The organism is Micromonospora sp. NPDC050980 (assembly GCF_040653835.1).
Classification (GTDB): Bacteria; Actinomycetota; Actinomycetes; order Mycobacteriales; family Micromonosporaceae; genus Micromonospora.
The window spans coordinates 42,325-59,409 of record NZ_JBFAGS010000015.1 but is presented as its reverse complement, the minus strand read 5'-3'; the positions used below and the strand labels follow the sequence as shown (position 1 = coordinate 59,409).

At 74.0% G+C, this 17,085-nt stretch carries 16 protein-coding genes and 1 riboswitch; of the genes, 12 read left to right on the top strand and 4 right to left on the bottom strand.

Annotated elements, in window-relative coordinates; translation table 11 throughout:
• The first annotated feature begins 208 nt into the window (after positions 1 to 208).
• The 5 genes from AB0H28_RS21595 (at position 209) to AB0H28_RS21575 (ending at position 6,490) form a co-directional block, all read left to right on the top strand.
• On the top strand, positions 209 to 1,174 hold the full coding sequence (locus tag AB0H28_RS21595; protein WP_358042889.1) for an AAA family ATPase: 966 nt from the start codon (positions 209 to 211) through the stop codon (positions 1,172 to 1,174).
• 193 nt (positions 1,175 to 1,367) lie between these two features.
• Complete coding sequence (gene def, locus AB0H28_RS21590) at positions 1,368 to 1,928, top strand: peptide deformylase (RefSeq protein WP_358042886.1); 561 nt, start codon at positions 1,368 to 1,370, stop codon at positions 1,926 to 1,928.
• A gap of 5 nt (positions 1,929 to 1,933) precedes the next feature.
• The gene (fmt, locus tag AB0H28_RS21585) at positions 1,934 to 2,860 is read left to right on the top strand and encodes a methionyl-tRNA formyltransferase (RefSeq protein ID WP_358043107.1); all 927 of its coding nucleotides are present in this window, start codon (positions 1,934 to 1,936) and stop codon (positions 2,858 to 2,860) included.
• Positions 2,861 to 2,918: 58 nt separating this feature from the next.
• Entirely contained in the window at positions 2,919 to 4,529 is a 1,611-nt protein-coding gene (locus AB0H28_RS21580) for a transcription antitermination factor NusB (RefSeq protein WP_358042883.1), read from the top strand.
• Between the two features lie 221 nt (positions 4,530 to 4,750).
• Positions 4,751 to 6,490, top strand: coding sequence for a M28 family peptidase (locus tag AB0H28_RS21575; protein ID WP_358042880.1), 1,740 nt, complete (start codon positions 4,751 to 4,753; stop codon positions 6,488 to 6,490).
• A 42-nt stretch (positions 6,491 to 6,532) separates the two neighbouring features.
• Here AB0H28_RS21575 and AB0H28_RS21570 read toward each other — a convergent pair whose 3' ends face one another.
• Together AB0H28_RS21570 and AB0H28_RS21565 are read right to left on the bottom strand one after the other, a co-directional pair.
• Positions 6,533 to 7,423, bottom strand: coding sequence for a septum formation family protein (locus AB0H28_RS21570; protein WP_358042877.1), 891 nt, complete (start codon positions 7,421 to 7,423; stop codon positions 6,533 to 6,535).
• Positions 7,424 to 7,500: 77 nt separating this feature from the next.
• Positions 7,501 to 8,388: a septum formation family protein gene (locus AB0H28_RS21565; RefSeq protein ID WP_358042874.1), complete on the bottom strand. Its 888-nt coding sequence runs from the start codon at positions 8,386 to 8,388 to the stop codon at positions 7,501 to 7,503.
• Positions 8,389 to 8,649: 261 nt separating this feature from the next.
• Here AB0H28_RS21565 and rpe point away from each other — a divergent pair, with 261 nt between their 5' ends.
• The 7 genes from rpe to ribH all read left to right on the top strand — a co-directional run bounded on the left by rpe (position 8,650) and on the right by ribH (position 14,851).
• Positions 8,650 to 9,330, top strand: a complete 681-nt coding sequence (gene rpe / locus AB0H28_RS21560; protein WP_358042872.1) for a ribulose-phosphate 3-epimerase — start codon at positions 8,650 to 8,652, stop codon at positions 9,328 to 9,330.
• 1 nt (position 9,331) lies between these two features.
• Positions 9,332 to 10,288, top strand: coding sequence for a response regulator (locus AB0H28_RS21555; RefSeq protein ID WP_358042869.1), 957 nt, complete (start codon positions 9,332 to 9,334; stop codon positions 10,286 to 10,288).
• 80 nt (positions 10,289 to 10,368) lie between these two features.
• Positions 10,369 to 10,541, top strand: a riboswitch (FMN riboswitch).
• Positions 10,542 to 10,713: 172 nt separating this feature from the next.
• Positions 10,714 to 11,775, top strand: a complete 1,062-nt coding sequence (gene ribD / locus AB0H28_RS21550) for a bifunctional diaminohydroxyphosphoribosylaminopyrimidine deaminase/5-amino-6-(5-phosphoribosylamino)uracil reductase RibD (protein ID WP_358042866.1) — start codon at positions 10,714 to 10,716, stop codon at positions 11,773 to 11,775.
• Positions 11,776 to 11,777: 2 nt separating this feature from the next.
• On the top strand, positions 11,778 to 12,374 hold the full coding sequence (locus AB0H28_RS21545) for a riboflavin synthase (protein WP_358042863.1): 597 nt from the start codon (positions 11,778 to 11,780) through the stop codon (positions 12,372 to 12,374).
• The gene (pnuC, locus tag AB0H28_RS21540; protein WP_358042861.1) at positions 12,371 to 13,069 is read left to right on the top strand and encodes a nicotinamide riboside transporter PnuC; all 699 of its coding nucleotides are present in this window, start codon (positions 12,371 to 12,373) and stop codon (positions 13,067 to 13,069) included. Before AB0H28_RS21545 ends, pnuC begins: the two co-directional genes overlap by 4 nt.
• A complete protein-coding gene (locus AB0H28_RS21535; RefSeq protein WP_358042858.1) occupies positions 13,066 to 14,349 on the top strand; it encodes a bifunctional 3,4-dihydroxy-2-butanone-4-phosphate synthase/GTP cyclohydrolase II in 1,284 nt (427 codons plus the stop codon). The genes pnuC and AB0H28_RS21535 overlap by 4 nt, the downstream gene beginning before the upstream one ends.
• 4 nt (positions 14,350 to 14,353) lie before the next feature.
• Positions 14,354 to 14,851, top strand: coding sequence for a 6,7-dimethyl-8-ribityllumazine synthase (ribH, locus tag AB0H28_RS21530; RefSeq protein ID WP_358042855.1), 498 nt, complete (start codon positions 14,354 to 14,356; stop codon positions 14,849 to 14,851).
• Positions 14,852 to 15,144: 293 nt separating this feature from the next.
• On the opposite strand, the gene AB0H28_RS21525 is transcribed toward ribH, so the two are convergent.
• Both AB0H28_RS21525 and AB0H28_RS21520 read right to left on the bottom strand, forming a co-directional pair.
• Positions 15,145 to 16,464: an MFS transporter gene (locus AB0H28_RS21525; protein WP_358042852.1), complete on the bottom strand. Its 1,320-nt coding sequence runs from the start codon at positions 16,462 to 16,464 to the stop codon at positions 15,145 to 15,147.
• Positions 16,461 to 17,033, bottom strand: a complete 573-nt coding sequence (locus AB0H28_RS21520; RefSeq protein ID WP_358042849.1) for a helix-turn-helix domain-containing protein — start codon at positions 17,031 to 17,033, stop codon at positions 16,461 to 16,463. Before AB0H28_RS21520 ends, AB0H28_RS21525 begins: the two co-directional genes overlap by 4 nt.
• Positions 17,034 to 17,085: the final 52 nt, after the last annotated feature.

Sequence of the window (17,085 nt, the reverse complement as noted above, 5' to 3'; positions counted from 1 at the left end):
AACGCACCCACCCCCTCGCACACGGTCGTGAGCTGGGGTTTGCCGCACACCTGGTCCGGCAATTAGACAGCGCGCGGTGATAGCATCGCCCGTCATGCCCAGTCGTGCGGGATTTCCGCGCGGGACGCGGCGCGACGGTCGCTCCGGGCACGTCGGGCCACACGGATTCGATGTCGTCAGTCAGCCGGTGAGCAGGGGTGGACCAGTCGTGACCGTTCGTCAGTCGATCGTCTTCAACGGTGACCTCGGCAGCGGCAAGAGCACCGTTTCCGTCGAGATCGCGAAGCGGCTGGGCCTGCGCCGGGTCAGCGTCGGCGACCTCTACCGGCAGATGGCGCAGGAGCGGCAGATGACCGCGCTCCAGCTCAACCTGCACGCCGAGCTGGACCAGGCCGTCGACGGTTACGTCGACCAGCTCCAGCGGGACATCGCCGCCTCCGGCGAGTCGCTGGTGATGGATTCCCGTCTGGCCTGGCACTTCTTCACCGACGCGCTCAAGGTGCACATGATCACCGAGCCGACGGAGGCGGCCCGGCGGGTGCTCGCCCGCCCCTCCGGCCCGGCCGAGAGCTACACCACGCTGGAGGAGGCGCGGGCCAAGCTGCGCGAGCGCAGCGAGAGCGAGCGCAACCGCTTCATCGTCCGCTACGGCGTGGACAAGGCCCGGTTGCGCAACTACGACCTGGTCTGCGACACCACCCGGGCCAACCCGGAGCAGGTGATCCAGCACGTCGTCGACGTCTACGAGGGCCGGCTGGGCGCCGACGTGCTGCGCGCCGGCCAGCCGCTGCTGCTGCTCGACCCGACCCGGGTCTACCCCACCGAGGACGTCGCCGAGCTGCGCGGCTCCTGGGACGGGGAGCACACCGGCGACGAGACCGTCGAGCCGCTGAGCATCGGCTACACCGGGGAGTACTTCTTCGTGGTCGACGGGCACCGGCGGCTCAGCGCCGCGGTGCGCGGCGGCGTCCCGCTGGTTCCCGCCCGGCTGGTCGCCGAGGTCGACGAGCCGGTGGTCGGCGGGATGAGCGCGGTGGACTTCTTCGCCGCCCAGGCCCGGCCGAGCCTGATCCACGACTGGCAGGACGCGCACGGCACCGCGCTGCCGCTGCCCGAGCACGCGCTGCTCGGCGGTGGTCCGGTGCTGGCCGGGGAGCCGGGCGCCGGCGTCTGAGCGTTGCTCGCGCCGACCGACGGGACCGCCCGATCCGGCGCGGCGGAGCCGACGCCGGATGCGCCGGCTGGCCGCCGGCGCGTTCACCCCGCGGCGGATCGCCGCCATGCGCGGCGTGGTCGAGGCGCAGGCCGACGAGCCCAATCCGTAGACTGGCGTCGCACCGCCCGTCCCAGACAAGGAGCCCCGCCGCGTGACCGTTCAGCCCATCCGTCTGTTCGGCGATCCGGTGCTGCGCACGCCGGCCGACCCGGTGGTCGACTTCGACGCCGAGCTGCGCAAGCTGGTCGCCGACCTGACCGACACGATGCGTGAGCAGAACGGCGCCGGCCTGGCCGCGCCGCAGCTCGGGGTGGGCCTGCGGGTGTTCACCTTCGACGTCGACGACGTGCTCGGTCACCTGGTCAACCCGGTGCTGGAGTTCCCCGACGAGGAGGAACAGGACGGCCCGGAGGGCTGCCTGTCCATTCCCGGGCTCTACTTCGACACGAAGCGCCGGCAGAACGTGATCGCCAAGGGCTTCACCGCCCACGGCGACCCGATGCAGATCGTCGGCACCGGCCTGATGGCCCGCTGCGTGCAGCACGAGACCGACCACCTCGACGGGGTGCTCTTCGTCGACCGGCTCGACCCGGCCGGCCGCAAGGAGGCGATGAAGGCGATCCGCCAGGCGGAGTGGTACGACCAGGCCGCCCCGCCCACGGTCAAGCTGAGCCCGCATGCCCTCGACAACCCGTTCGGCCTGGGGCGGTGACCCGGATGCGCCTGGTCTTCGCCGGCACGCCGGAGGTTGCCGTACCGGCCCTGGACGCGATCGTCGCCTCCGGTCACGAACTGCTCGCCGTGGTCACCCGCCCGGACGCCCCGGCCGGCCGGGGCCGCGGGCTGGTCCGCTCGCCCGTGGGCGCGTGGGCCGACGCGCACGGCGTCGAGGTGCTCACCCCGGCCCGGCCACGAGAGCCCGAGTTCCTCGACCGGCTGCGCGCGCTCGCGCCGGACTGCGTGCCGGTGGTCGCCTACGGCGCGCTGGTGCCGCCGGTGGCGCTGGAGATCCCCCGGCACGGCTGGATCAACCTGCACTTCTCGCTGCTGCCCGCCTGGCGGGGCGCGGCGCCGGTGCAGCACGCCGTGCTGCACGGCGACGAGTTGACCGGGGCCAGCGTCTTCCAGTTGGAGGCGGGGCTGGACACCGGCCCGGTCTTCGGCACCGTCACCGACGAGATCCGGCCGGCCGACACCTCCGGCGACCTGCTGGAGCGGCTCGCCCACTCGGGCGCGGGGCTGCTGGTCGCGGTGCTCGACGCGATCGGCGCCGGCACCGCCCGGGCCGAGCCACAGCCGGCCGACGGGGTCTCCCTGGCTCCGAAGCTGACCGTGGAGGACGCCCGGGTGCGCTGGAGCGACCCGGCGTTCGCGGTGGACCGGCGGGTGCGCGCCTGCTCCCCGGCGCCCGGCCCGTGGACCACGTTCCGCGGCGACCGGGTCAAGCTCGGCCCGATCGCCCCGGTGGCGAACGGCCCGGAGTTGAAGCCGGGCGAGCTGCTGGTGGAGAAGTCCCAGGTGCTGGTCGGCACCGCGACCGGGCCGGTGCGGCTCGGTGAGGTGCGGGCGGCCGGCAAGAAGGCCATGTCGGCCGGCGACTGGGCGCGCGGCGCCCGGGTCGCCGCCGGCGAGGTTCTCACATGAGCGCGAGGAGTGAGCCGGTGTTGCGAGCCCCGCAGTCGCGAACGAACGGCAGTTTCGCGTGAGCACGACGGGCCCGGAACGGCCCGTCGAGGGCGAGCGTTCCCGGGGGTACGCGCGCGAGGACGGCGATCGCCGGCGCGGCGGCGACCGCTTCGGCGGCGACCGTCAGCGTGGCGACCGGCCCGGGTCGGACCGGCGCGGTGGTGACCGCTCCGGCGGCGACCGTCAGCGTGGCGACCGGCCCGGGTCGGACCGGCGCGGTGGTGACCGCTCCGGCGGCGACCGGCGGGGCGGGCAGCGGCCGACTCGACCGGCGGTGGACCTGCCGCGGCACGTCGCGTACGAGGCGCTCGCGGCGGTGCACCGCGACGACGCGTACGCCAACCTGGTGTTGCCGGCGATGCTGCGCGAGGCGGGGTTGAGCGGCCGGGACGCCGCGTTCGCCACCGAGCTGACCTACGGCACGCTGCGGCACACCGGCACGCTGGACGCGATCGTCACCGACGCGGCGGGCCGGGACGTGCAGCGGATCGATCCGCCGGTGCGCGACGCGTTGCGCCTCGGCGCCTACCAGTTGCTGCACACCCGGGTGCCGGCGCATGCCGCGGTGTCGTCCACGGTGGACCTGGTCCGCACCGTGGGGCCGGGCGCCACCGGGTTCGCCAACGCGGTGCTGCGGGAGATCGCCGGCCGGGATGCCGACGCCTGGGTGGCGAGGTTGGCGCCGGCCGAGGAGACCGACCCGGTCGGCCGGCTGGCGTTGGCCTTCAGCCACCCGCGGTGGATCGTCCGGGCGTTCGCCGAGGCGCTCGGCGGAGATCTGGGGGAGACGACCCGGCTGCTCATCGAGGACAACGAGCGCCCGCCGGTGCACCTGTGCGCCCGGCCGGGCCGGGCCGACGCGGTGGCGCTGGCCGACGAGGTGGGCGGTGCGCCCGGCGCGTTCTCGCCGTACGCGGTCTACCTGTCCGGCGGGGCGCCGGGTGAGCTGGCGGCGGTGGCCGACGGCCGCGCGCACGTGCAGGACGAGGGCTCCCAGTTGGTGGCGGACGCGCTGGCGCACGCGCCGTTGGACGGCCCGGACGGTCGGTGGCTCGACCTGTGCGCCGGGCCGGGCGGCAAGGCGGGCCTGCTCGGCGCGCTGGCCGCGACCCGCGACGCGCGGTTGACCGCGGTCGAGGTGGCCGAGCACCGGGCCCGACTGGTGGCGCAGGCCACCCGCGGGCTGCCGGTCACCGTGGTGCACGCCGACGGGCGGGACGTCGGCGACGAGCCGAAGCTGCCGGCGGGGCACTTCGACCGGGTGCTCGTCGACGCGCCGTGCACCGGCCTGGGCTCGCTGCGCCGCCGGCCGGAGTCGCGTTGGCGTCGCCAGCCGTCGGACCTGCCGCCGCTGACCCGGCTGCAACGGGAGCTGCTCACCGCCGCGTTGCGGGCGGTCCGTCCGGGTGGCGTGGTCGCGTACGTGACCTGTTCGCCGCATGTGGTGGAGACGCACGTGACGGTGACCGAGGCGTCCCGGCGGTGCGGCTTCCCGGTCGACTTCGTCGACGCCCGGCCGCTGCTGCCGGCCGGCATGCCGGGCCTCGGCGACGGTCCGACGGTGCAGCTCTGGCCGCAGCGTCACGGCACCGACGCGATGTTCCTGGCCGTCCTGCGCCGAGGCTGACCCCGCCCCACCCACCCGCTGCTGATTCACGGAAAGTGGGCGCATTCCGGGTGCCATGCCCACTCTTTCGGTGAATCAGCGGGGGAGACCTGCGGGTGCATCCCGGGCGGGGGAGGGGGGTCGTGGGATGTGACGGGACATTGACTGCGCGATCGATACATGTAACTGTTCCGATCACCGGTCAACGGTACGTCACCCCCGCGTTCCCCCGAGGAGTCTCCATGAGACGCAGCACGCCGACCACGAGCCTCGCGCTCGCCCTCGTCGCCACCCTGACGACGGCGAGCCTGGCCGGCACCGCCTCCGCCGCCCCCGCCCCCGCCCCCGCCCCGGCCGCCGCGCTCGCCGCCCCGGACGTCTCCCTGACCAACGTCCAGGCCCACCTCACCCAGCTCAACGCCATCGCCAGCAGCAACGGCGGCAACCGGCGGGCCGGCTCGGCGGGCTACGCCGCGTCGGTCAGCTACGTCAAGGGCAAGCTCCAGGCCGCCGGTTACACCGTCACCGAGCAGACCTGCACCAGCTGCACCTACCCGGGCAGCAACCTGATCGCCGAGTGGCCGCAGGGCCCCGCCGACCAGGTGGTGATGTTCGGCTCCCACCTGGACAGCGTCTCCGCCGGCCCCGGCATCAACGACAACGGCTCCGGCTCGGCCACCCTGCTGGAGAACGCCCTGGTGCTGGCCGCGCAGCGGCCGACCATGACCAAGCGGGTCCGGTTCGCCTGGTGGAACGGCGAGGAGCAGGGGCTGCAAGGGTCGAAGCACTACGTCAACCAGCTCAGCTCCACCCAGCGGGGCTACATCAAGGGCTACTACAACTTCGACATGGTGGGCTCGCCCAACGGCGGCTACTTCATCAACCGGATCACCTCGGCCACCGCCGCGCCGCTGAAGGCGTACTGGGACTCGTTCGGCATCCAGCCGGAGGAGAACACCGAGGGCCAGGGCCGCTCCGACGACTACTCGTTCGCCAACGCGGGCATCCAGACCTCCGGCTACGCCGCCGGCGCCAGCTACAAGAAGACCTCGGCGCAGGCCGCCAAGTGGGGCGGCACCTCCGGCGCGGCCTACGACGGCTGCTACCACCGCTCCTGCGACACCACCAGCAACATCAACACGACGGTGCTCAACCGCAGCGCCGACGGCGTGGCGTACACCATCTGGGCGCTCGCGGTCGGCGGCGGCACCCCGGCCAACGACTTCTCCGTCGCGGTGAGCCCCACCTCCGGCAGCGTCGCCCGGGGCGGCTCCACCACCGCCACGGTCAGCACGGCCACCACCTCCGGCAGCGCCCAGACCGTCGCGCTGTCGGCCAGCGGCGCCCCGAGCGGGGTGACCGTCGCGTTCAGCCCGTCGTCGGTCACCTCCGGCGGCTCCGCCACCATGACGGTCAGCGCGTCCGCCTCGGCGACCACCGGCACGTTCACGCTCACCGTCACCGGGACCGGCTCGGCCACCCGCACCGCCACCTACACGCTCACCGTGACCGGCGGCAGCGGCGGCTGCACCGGCGGGCAGCTCATCGGCAACGGCGGCTTCGAATCGGGCAGCACGCCGTGGACGGCCACCTCGGGCGTGATCACGAACGACTCCGGCCAGGCGGCCCGGACCGGCTCCTACAAGGCGTGGCTGGACGGGTACGGCTCGTCGCACACCGACACGCTGAGTCAGTCGGTGACCCTGCCGGCCGGCTGCACCAGCTACACGCTGGCGTTCTGGCTGCACATCGACACGGCCGAGACCACCACCTCGACCGCGTACGACAAGCTGACCGTGCAGGTCGGGTCGACCACGCTGGCGACCTACTCGAACCTGAACAAGGCCAGCGGCTACACCCAGCGCAGCTTCAACCTCGCCGGGTACGCGGGCCAGACGGTCACGCTGAAGTGGACCGGCGTCGAGGACGCCTCGCTGCAGACCAGCTTCGTCGTCGACGACGTGACGCTGCAGGTCGGCTGAGCGCGGACGGGCGGGGTGGGCCGGTGCCCACCCCGCCCGGGCTCACCTGATCGGCAGGGCCTTGGCGCCCGCGCCACGGACCGAGCGGGTGAGCGTCCGGTCGGAGATCCAGAGGAAGCACTGTACGCCCCGGTCGCCGTCGCGCCACCGCTGCTCGAACGGGTGGTAGATGATCGTGCCGGCCCGATACTGCATGGTGCCGTCGTCGGGCGCCTTGGCGTACTTCGCGATCAAACCCCGGCACGCCTTGTGCGCCCGCAGCGAGGTGCGGTCGAACTCGGCGTAGCTGATGTCGGGCGCCTGCCAGATCCCGACGAACTCGGCGTGGTGCCGGCTGGTGCAGGCGACCGGCCGCATCGCCTGCACCTCGTCCTTGGTCAGCTTGGGGTTGAAGCAGGCCAGCGCCAACGGTGAGCCGGGCTTGAGGGCGCCGCGCAGGCTGCCGGTGCGGGCGGTCACGTTCCCCTCGTCCAGGCCGTCGATCTCGGCGACGTCGCAGCGGTACCAGCGGGCACCGCCGGACCAGGCCAGCGCCGACGGGAAGACCACCGAGAGCTGCAGTCGCCCGGAGCGCCAGTCCGCGCCGACCGCCCCGGTCACCCGCCGGGCGCACTCGGCGTTGGCGGTGCGGACGCCGGCCGAACCGGCCCGCGGTGGCGCGGAGCGCCCGGAGTCCGGGCCGGTCAGGGTGCCGACGTGCAGCGTCTCGACCCGGTGCGTGGTGGCGCAGTCGACCGGCTGGTAGCCGCTGAGGTAGCCCACGTCCGCGACGGTGGGGTGGCAGACGCCCGCCTCGGGCACGAAACCGACCGGGGCGGCGAACGCCGGCCACTCGTCGGTCAGGTCACGGTCGACCCCGGCCGGCGCGCGGCAACCGCCGAGCGCCAGCACCGTCACCGCGCCCGCGGCGACCGCCGCCCACCATCGCCGCATCGCGATCGACCTCCCCGCCGTCCGGAGCCGTCCGGTCGACCGGCACGCCTCGGCGACGCAGCATACGGCACCGGCGGCTAGATGACGGGCAGTCCCTCGGGGCCGGCGCCGCGCATCGAGCGGGTCAGCTTGCGGTCGTCGCTCCACAGGAAACACCGCACCCCCCGGTCGCCCTCCTCCCACTCCCGCTGCGACGGCGGATAGAAGATGGATCCGGCCCGGTAGGGCAGCTCCGCGTTGTCCGGCACGTTGGCGAACGCGGCGATCAGCGTCATGCACCGCCGGTGCGCCGCCGGCGCGGCCCGGGTGAACGCCGCCCAGGTCATGTCGCGTTCGGTGAAGACGCCGACGAACTCGGCCCGGTGCGGTTCGGTGCACAGCACCGGGGCCATGTAGTTCAGGTTCGCGCCGATCATTTTCGGGTCGAAGCAGCGGTGCACCAGCGGGTTGTCGCCGACCAAAGCCCCGCGCAAGCTGCCCACCCGGTTGACCGGCCGGGTGTTGTCGATGCTGCCGGTCTCGGCGAGGTCGCAGCGGAACCAGCGGGCGCCGGCCAGCCAGGCCGTCGCCGGTGGCAGGGCGATGTTGAGGGTGAGCCGGGCGGCGTGCCAGTCCCCGCCGATCATCTCCCGGGCCCGCTGGTCGCACTCGGCCCGGGCGGTGCGCAGCTCCGGTGAACCGGGTTCGGGGCGGGCGCCCAGCGCCGCCGGCCCGCGGAACGTGCCGACGTGCACCGCCTCGGCCAGGTGGCTGCGCGCGCAGTCCACCGTCTCGTACGTGGCCGCCTGCACCACCGCGGTCAGGCGCGGCAGGCAGGCGTCGGTGGCCGGGACGAAGAGCCGGGGCGCCGGCAACGCCGCCCAGTCGTCGACGAGGTCACCGTCGGCCCGGTGCGACTGGACGCAACCGGCGAGCACCGCCGTCATCGCGCCGCCCAGCGCGAGCGCGTGGAGCAACCGTCGCATCGTCCGCCCTTCGCCGGAGTGATGGCAGCCGGTCGCCGCGGGCCCGTGCGGCGTCCCCCGCGCCCGGGCGTGCAGCATATGCGACCGTCCCTGTAGGAGTTTCGCCACCTTTCAGTCGATCGGCCAGTGGCGGACGACTATTCGTGTCGATTTCCCACCCGGACGGGCCGATGCCGCACCGGAGGTGACCGGGAGGTCACCGCCCGTGCCTCGTGGTGCCGCGCCGCAGCCGGGCGGCGACCGCATTCGTACACTGACCCGGTGACCGTACCGCCGCCCGTCGTCGCGCCCAGCATCCTGGCCGCCGATTTCGCCCGCCTCGCCGACGAGGTCCGCGCCGTGGAGTCCGCCGCCGACTGGCTGCACGTGGACGTCATGGACAACCACTTCGTCCCCAACCTGACCATCGGCCTGCCGGTGGTGCAGAGCCTGCTGGCCGCCACCGAGCTGCCGTTCGACGTGCACCTGATGATCACCGACCCGCGCCGGTGGGCGCCGGGTTACGCCGACGCCGGGGCGTACAACGTCACGTTCCACGCCGAGGCCTGCGACGACCCGGTGGCGTTGGCGAAGGACCTGCGCTCCGCCGGGGCGAAGGCGGGGCTGGCGATCGACCGGGACACCCCGATCGAGCCCTACCTGGAGCTGCTGCCGCACTTCGACACGCTGCTGGTCATGACGATCAAGGCCGGCTTCGGCGGCCAGCGGTTCCTGCCGTCGCTGCTGGACAAGGTGCGCGCCGCCCGCCGGCACGTGGACAGCGGCCACCTGGAACTGCGCATCGAGGTCGACGGCGGCATCGCCGCCGACACCATCGAGCAGGCCGCCGCCGCCGGCGCCGACGCGTTCGTCGCCGGCACCGCGGTCTACGGCGCGGACGACCCGGCCGAGGCGGTACGCCGCCTGCGTGGCCTGGCGGAACGTGCGATGACCGGGGCCTGAGATGGACCCGGCCGGCGACCGACCCGACGTCATCCTGGTCGTCGACGACGACGAGGACATCGCCCGCTTCGTCGAGTTCAACTTGCGCCTGCACGGCTTCGAGGTGCTGCACGCCGCCGACGGGCAGGAGGCGCTGGAGGTGATCGAGCGGCAGCGGCCGGACCTGGCCGTGGTCGACCTGATGATGCCCCGCGTCGACGGCCTGGAGCTGACCCGCCGGCTACGCGCCGACCCGATGACCTCGGCGCTGCCGGTGATCATGCTGACCGCCAAGGGCATGACCTCCGACAAGGTGAACGGCCTCAGCGCGGGCGCCGACGACTACCTGGTCAAGCCGTTCGACACCGCCGAGCTGGTCGCCCGGGTCAGCTCGACGCTGCGCCGCAACAAGGAGTTCCGGGAGGTCTCCCCGCTGACCGGCCTGCCCGGCAACAGCCGCATCCGGCGGGAGATCACCGACCGGGTGCGCAGCGGCGTCGACTACGCCGTCGGCTACGTCGACATCGACCGGTTCAAGAGCGTCAACGACCGCTACGGCTTCGTCCGCGGTGACGAGTTCATCTCCGCGCTGGCCCGCAGCCTGCACCGGGCGGTGGTGTCGATCGGGCTGCCGCCGGCCTTCCTCGGCCACGTCGGCGGCGACGACTTCGTCATCGTCTGCGCCCCGACCCAGGTCCGGCCGCTGACCAGCCGCGCGGTGGTCGACTTCGAGAAGGCCGCCGACGCGCTCTACGACGCCACCGACCGGGAGCGCGGCTTCGTCGAGCTGAAGGACCGGCGGGGCAACATCCGCCGGGCCGCCCTGGTCACCCTCTCCATCGGGGTGTCGCTGTCCGACAGCGGCAAGCGGTTCACCGACCCGCTGGAGGCCATCGCCGTGGCCTCCGAGATGAAGACGGTGGCCAAGAGCCAACCCGGGTCGTACGTGGCGGTGGACAGGCGTCGCGGAGTTACGTGATCGTGCGGTCCTGCTGTGAGGTAGCTCGCCTCTGTGGCGCGCGTCGCCGCGGAACGTGTAAGACTTCCGGGGTACCCACCACGCGCTGGCGGGGCTCGGTGAAATTCCGAACCGGCGGTGATCCACGGTCCGACCGTGGTAAGCCCGCGACCCGGACGGCTTCGGCCGGACGGTGGACCTGGTGAAAATCCGGGGCCGACGGTTGGGGTGCGGCTCGTCCGCCCCCAGAAAGTCCGGATGGGAGACAGCGCGCGGAACGGGGGAGGCCCCTGCCGGCCGCTGAGCACCCTCAGCAGCGCGCGTGGGCTCCCCGGGGGCGGCCGTGCCGTTCCCCGGGTTCTCCGCCGCCGCGTGTCCGCGGCCACCGTGCCGCCGCTCCCCGACCCGCCCGCGCGTGACCGGCGAGCGGGAGGGCAGGGCAGGTCATGGCGAGCGTCTCCGTCGACGAGGCGATGCGTCGCGCCGTCGAGCTGGCCGCGCGCGGCCTCGGCGCCACCAGCCCCAACCCGGTCGTCGGCTGCCTGCTGCTCGACGCCGACGGCGAGGTCGTCGGCGAGGGCTTCCACGCGTACGCCGGCGGGCCGCACGCGGAGATCGTCGCGCTGGCGCAGGCCGGCACCCGCGCCCGCGGCGGCACCGCGGTGGTCACGCTGGAGCCCTGCGACCACACCGGCCGCACCGGCCCCTGCAGCCACGCGCTCATCGCCGCCGGCGTGGCCCGCGTGGTGATCGCCGTGCCCGACCCGAACCCGGTGGCCTCCGGCGGCGCGGCCACGCTGCGCGCCGCCGGGGTCGAGGTCATCCTCGGGGTACGCGGCGCGGAGGCCGAGGCCGGTAACGTCGCCTGGCTCACCTCGATGCGCCGGGGTTGGCCCTACCTGATCTGGAAGTACGCGGCCACGCTCGACGGGCGTTCCGCCGCCGCCGACGGCACCAGCATGTGGATCACCTCGGAGGCGGCCCGCACCGACGTGCACGCGCTGCGCGGCACCGTCGACGCGGTGCTCGCCGGGGTGGGCACCGTGCTCGCCGACGACCCCCGGCTCACCGCCCGCAACCTGCGCGACGGCACGCTCGCCATCCGGCAGCCGCTACGGGTGGTGGTGGACAGCTCGGGGCGTACCCCGGCCGACGCCCGGGTCCGCGACGGCGCCGCGCGCACCTGGGTGGCCACCGCCGCGGAGGTCGGCGCCGGCCCGGACGGCCGGGTCGACCTGGCGTCGCTGCTGGCCGAGCTGCACCACCGCGGCGTGCGGGCCGCGCTGCTGGAGGGCGGCCCCACGCTGGCCGGCGCGTTCCTCGCCGCCGGCCTGGTCGACAAGATCGTCGGCTATGTCGCGCCGAAGCTGCTCGGCGCCGGCCCCACCGCGCTGCTCGACGCCGGCGTGACGACCGTCGCCGACGCGATCGACCTGGAACTCACCGACGTTACGCAGGTCGGCCCCGACCTGCGGATCACCGCGCTGCCCCGGAAGAGGGAGGCCTGAACATGTTCACCGGCATCGTCGAGGAGCTGGGCGAGATCGTCCGGAGCACCGAGACCGCCGACGACTCGGCGCTGCTCGCCATCCGCGGCCCGCTGGTCACCTCGGACGCCCGCCACGGCGACTCCGTCGCGGTCAACGGGGTCTGCCTGACCGTCGTCGACGTCGACGGGGGCGTCTTCACCGCCGACGTGATGGGCGAGACGCTGCGCCGCACCGCGCTCGGGGCGCTGCGCCCCGGCGACCCGGTCAACCTGGAGCGGGCCGCCGCGCTCAACAGCCGGCTCGGCGGGCACCTGGTGCAGGGACACGTCGACGGCGTCGGTGAGGTGCTCGCCCGGGAGCCGGCCGCGCAGTGGGAGACGGTCCGCTTCCGGTTGCCGGCCGGGCTGTCCCGCTACGTGGTGGAGAAGGGCTCGATCACCGTCGACGGGGTGTCGCTGACCGTCGCCGAGGTGGGCGACGACTGGTTCTCGGTCGGGCTCATCCCGACCACGCTGAAGCTCACCGTGCTCGGCACGAAGCAGGTCGGCGACCCGGTCAACCTGGAGGTGGACGTGCTGGCCAAGTACGTCGAGCGACTGCTGGGCGGTGCCCGGTGACCGGTCCGCTCGGGTGGCTGCTCGACGCCCAGGTGCACGTCGCCGGCTCGCCGGTGCTGGTCCGGGAGATCGTCGGCAACGTGTTCGGGCTGGCCTCGGCGCTGCTCGGGCTGCGCCGGGTGGTCTGGGCCTGGCCGGTCGGCATGATCGGCAACGGGTTGCTGTTCACCGTCTTCCTCGGCGGCGTCTTCGCCACCCCGCAGGCGCACGACCTCTACGGCCAGGCGGGCCGGCAGGTCTTCTTCTTCGCGGTGAGCGTCTACGGCTGGTGGCGCTGGTCGCGCAACCGCCGCGCCGGTGGCGGCGCGGAGCCGGCCGTGCAGCCGCGCTGGGCCACTCGGCGGGAGCGGCTGGGCCTGCTCGTCGTCGCGGTCGCCGGCACCGCCGCCGCGTACCCGGTGCTGGCCGCGCTGGGCTCGTGGGGCCCGCTGCCGGACGCGTGGATCCTCGTCGGCAGCCTGCTCGCCACCTACGGCATGGCCCGGGGCTGGGTGGAGTTCTGGCTGATCTGGATCGCCGTCGACGCGGTCGGCGTGCCGCTGCTGCTGCGCGGCGGCTTCTATCCGTCGGCCGCCATGTACCTGGTCTACGGCGCGTTCTGCGCCGCCGGCCTCTACGCCTGGTGGCGCACCTCGCGGGCGGCCACCGCCGCGCGCACACCGATCCCGGCGACGTACTCGGAGGTCGTGGCATGAGCAGCTTCGGTTCGATCGAACAGGCGGTGGCGGACATCGCCGCCGGGCGACCCGTGGTCGTGGTCGACGACGAGGACCGGGAGAACGAGGGCGACCTGATCTTCGCGGCCGAGCTGGCCACGCCGGAGCTGGTCGCGTTCATGGTCCGCTACACCTCGGGCTACATCTGCGTGCCGCTGACCGAGGCCGAGTGCGACCGGCTGGACCTGCCGCCGATGCACCACACCAACCAGGACCGGCGCGGCACGGCGTACACGGTGACCGTGGACGCCCGCGAGGGGGTGAGCACCGGCATCTCCGCGGCCGACCGCTCGCACACCATCCGGCTGCTCGCCGACACCGGCACCGACCCGACCGACCTGGCCCGTCCCGGTCACGTGGTGCCGTTGCGCGCCCGCGCCGGCGGGGTGCTGCGTCGGGCCGGGCACACCGAGGCGGCCGTGGACCTGACCCGGTTGGCCGGGTTGCGCCCGGCCGGTGTGCTCTGCGAGCTGGTCAACGACGACGGCACCATGATGCGCCTGCCGGACCTGGAGAAGTTCTGCGCCGAGCACGGGCTGACTCTGGTCACCATCGCCGACCTGATCGCGCACCGGCGGCGCACCGAGAGGCAGGTCGAGCTGGCCGCCGAGGCCCGGATGCCGACGCCGTACGGCGTGTTCCGGGCGTACGGCTACCGCGCCGAGCACGACCCCGCCGAGCACGTGGCGCTGGTCATCGGTGACCTCGGCGACGGGCGCGACGTGCTGGTCCGGGTGCACTCCGAGTGCCTCACCGGGGACGTGTTCGGCTCGCTGCGCTGCGACTGCGGCCCGCAGTTGCAGGCCGCGCTGGCCCGGGTCGGCCAGGAGGGGCGTGGGGTGGTGCTCTACGTGCGCGGGCACGAGGGGCGCGGCATCGGCCTGCTGCACAAGCTGCAGGCGTACCAGTTGCAGGACCAGGGCCGCGACACCGTGGACGCGAACCTCGACCTGGGGCTGCCGGCCGACGCGCGCGACTACGGCACCGGCGCGCAGATCCTGTACGACCTCGGCGTCCGCTCGATGCGGCTGCTGACCAACAACCCGGCCAAGCGGGCCGGCCTGGAGGGCTACGGCCTCACCGTGACCGGCCGGGAGGGCATGCCCGTGCGGTCCAACCCGGAGAACGTGCGCTACCTGCGCACCAAGCGCGACCGGATGGGCCACCTCCTGGACGGGCTGGACGAGGTGACCGGGGCAGGCGAGGTGACCGAGGCGCCGATGGGCCGTCCGGTCGCCGGTGACGAGATCGGAGCGTAGGACGATGGCGGGATTCGGGGAACCGGGTGTCACCGCGGTGGACGCCGCCGGGATGACCGTCGGCGTGGTGGCCGCCCGCTGGCACGGCGAGCTGACCGACCACATGACCGAGCGGGCGGTGGCCGCCGCGCGGGCGTGCGGCGCGCGGGCCGTGGTGGCCCGGGTGGCCGGCTCGGTGGAGCTGCCGGTGGTGGCCCAGGCGATGGCCCGGCGCTTCGACGTGGTGGTCGCGCTCGGCGTCGTGGTACGCGGCGCGACCGCCCACTTCGACTTCGTCTGCCGGTCGGTCACCGAGGGGCTGACCCGGGTGGCGCTGGACGAGGGCAAGCCGGTGGCGCACGGGGTGCTCACGGTGGACACCATCGAGCAGGCCCGGGACCGGGCCGGGCTGCCCGGCTCGGCCGAGGACAAGGGTTGGTCGGCCACCGTGGCCGCGTTGGACGCCGCGCTGGCCGTCCGCGGTTTGGACGCCGCCAACGCCCACCGCGTCGGCTTCGGCTGACCTCTCCGCCAGGGTCGGAGCCCGCGCCGCCGTGGTGCCTGGGCTGTCGCGGTGCGTGGGCTGTCGCGGTGCATGGGCTGTCGCGGTGCGGAGTCGCCGCGGTGGCGTGGGCTCCGACTGGCGGCAGGTGTCCGGCCGGCTGCCTTTGGAGCTGACATCACCAACGACTCACCCTCCGTCGTCGTCATCGACCAGACCCGCTCCGCCGATCGTCGCGTCGATGTGATGAGTCGTTCTCGACATCAGCTCCACAGGCGGTCGAGGCCGATGTTGCCCGGGCGGCGTCGAAGCGACTATCCGGCAAGGATCTCGGCTGTCCGCTGAGTGGTGGAGACGCCGGAGGGATGCTCGCCGCCGCCGGTCGGAGTGGTGAGCCGGCGGCCGGCGAGCAGGTAGCCGGCGGCGGCCGTCAGCACGATCCCGATCACGCCGTACAGCAGCCGGTAGTCGACCAGGCCGACCATCAGCGCGCCGGCGCCGATCGCCACCGCCTGGGGGCCGCTGGCGACCGCGTCCAGCGCCGCCGAGGCCCGTCCGACCAGCGCCGGCGCGGTACGCCGCTGCAGCAACGTCATCACGGCCACCCAGGCGACCGGCAGTCCCAGCCCGATCAGCAGGCTGGCTGCCACGGCGAGGGCCAGCGCCGGCCGGGTCAGCGCCAGGCCGGCGGCGGCGACGCAGGCCATGCCGAGCGCCATCGCGCCCAGCTCCCCGAACCGGCGGACCAGCGCCGCCGACCCGAGCCCGCCGACCAGGCCGCCGACGCCCTGCAGGGAGACCAGCACCCCGAGGAAGGCCGGTTCCCGGCCGAGCCCCTGATCGACGTACGCGAACCAGAGCGTCTCGCCGAAGCCCAGGCCGATCGTGGCGACGACGACGGCCACCAGGGCGCGGCGCAGCGCCGGCTCACCCAGCAGGTGCCGGACCCCGGCGACCAGTTCGCCGCGCCGGCCGTCGAGCGCGCCCCCGCCGTCCGGACCTGCCCCGACCGCGGCGCCTTCCGCCACGGCGGCGCCTTCCGCCACTTCGACCGCGGGCCCCGCCGGTGTCGGCGCCGGCCGCAGGGCCAGCCCGACCAGTGCCGCGAGGAGGAAGCCGGCGGCGCAGGCGGCGGCCAGTGCCGGGCCGCCGAGCAACACGAACAGGCCCGCGCCGAGCAACGGCCCGGCCAGCCGTAGGCCCTGCTTGACGGTCTGCGTCGTGCCGTTGGCGTCGGGCAACAGCGCGCCGGGGACCAGCTCCTGCACGAGCGCGGTGACCGTGGCGCCGAGCGCGAGATAGGACAATCCGTAACCCGCGGCCACCGCGTAGACCACCCAGAGCCGGCCGGCGTCGTGCACGCTCAGCAGCGGCAGCAGCAGGACGGCCGTGGCGGCGTTGAGCGCCACGAACAGCCGGCGTCGGGGTGCCCGGTCCACCACCCAGCCGACCAGTGGCGCGAGCACCATCGGGGCGGTCAGCGCGACGAAGGTGGCGCCGGCCAGCCCGTCCGAGCCGGTGAGCTGCTTGACCCACACGGCCAGCGCGAGCAGCAGCACCGACTCCGCGATCATGCTCACGGTCAGCGCGGCGAAGAACAGTCGGAAGTCCGGGCGGCGCAGCAGCCGTCTCACCGCTCCACCTCCGGCACGCCCCAGGCCATCAGGCGCACCGGGCGGGACCCGGGTGGCCGGTTCGCCGGGTCGTCGAGCCGGCCCAGGTGACGGGCGAACAACGCACGGATCTCGTCCCGCAGCCCGGCCAGTTCCGCAGCGGTGTACCAACCGATGAACTGGTTGAAGAACCCGGCGTCCCGCCACTCGGGGGAGTCCTGGCGGCGGGCGGCCATCCAGTCCCACAGCTTGCGGTATTCGAGGTCGAGCAGGACCCGGGCGGCGGCGTCGCCGGCCCGGGCCAACTCGGGACTCTCGTCGCCGTCGCCCCACCGGTGGCCGTCGGTGACCAGCCGCCACGGCCGCTGCCGTCCGGTGCCGCCGCCGGCCTCGGCGACGAATCCGTACTTGGCGAGCTGGCGCAGGTGCCAGGAGCAGTTGGCCGGGCTCTCGCCGACCCGCTCGGAGACCTCGGTGGCGGTCAGCGGGCCGTAAAGGCCGACCGCGTTCAGGATGCGCAGGCGCAGCGGATGGGTGAACGCCCGGAGAGTCTCTACGTCCGTGATCTCGCGAGGTCGTTGCTCGGTCATGCCGAAAGGGTAGTTTAGAAACCACCCTTTCGAAAGGTGCCTTTCGAGCCGC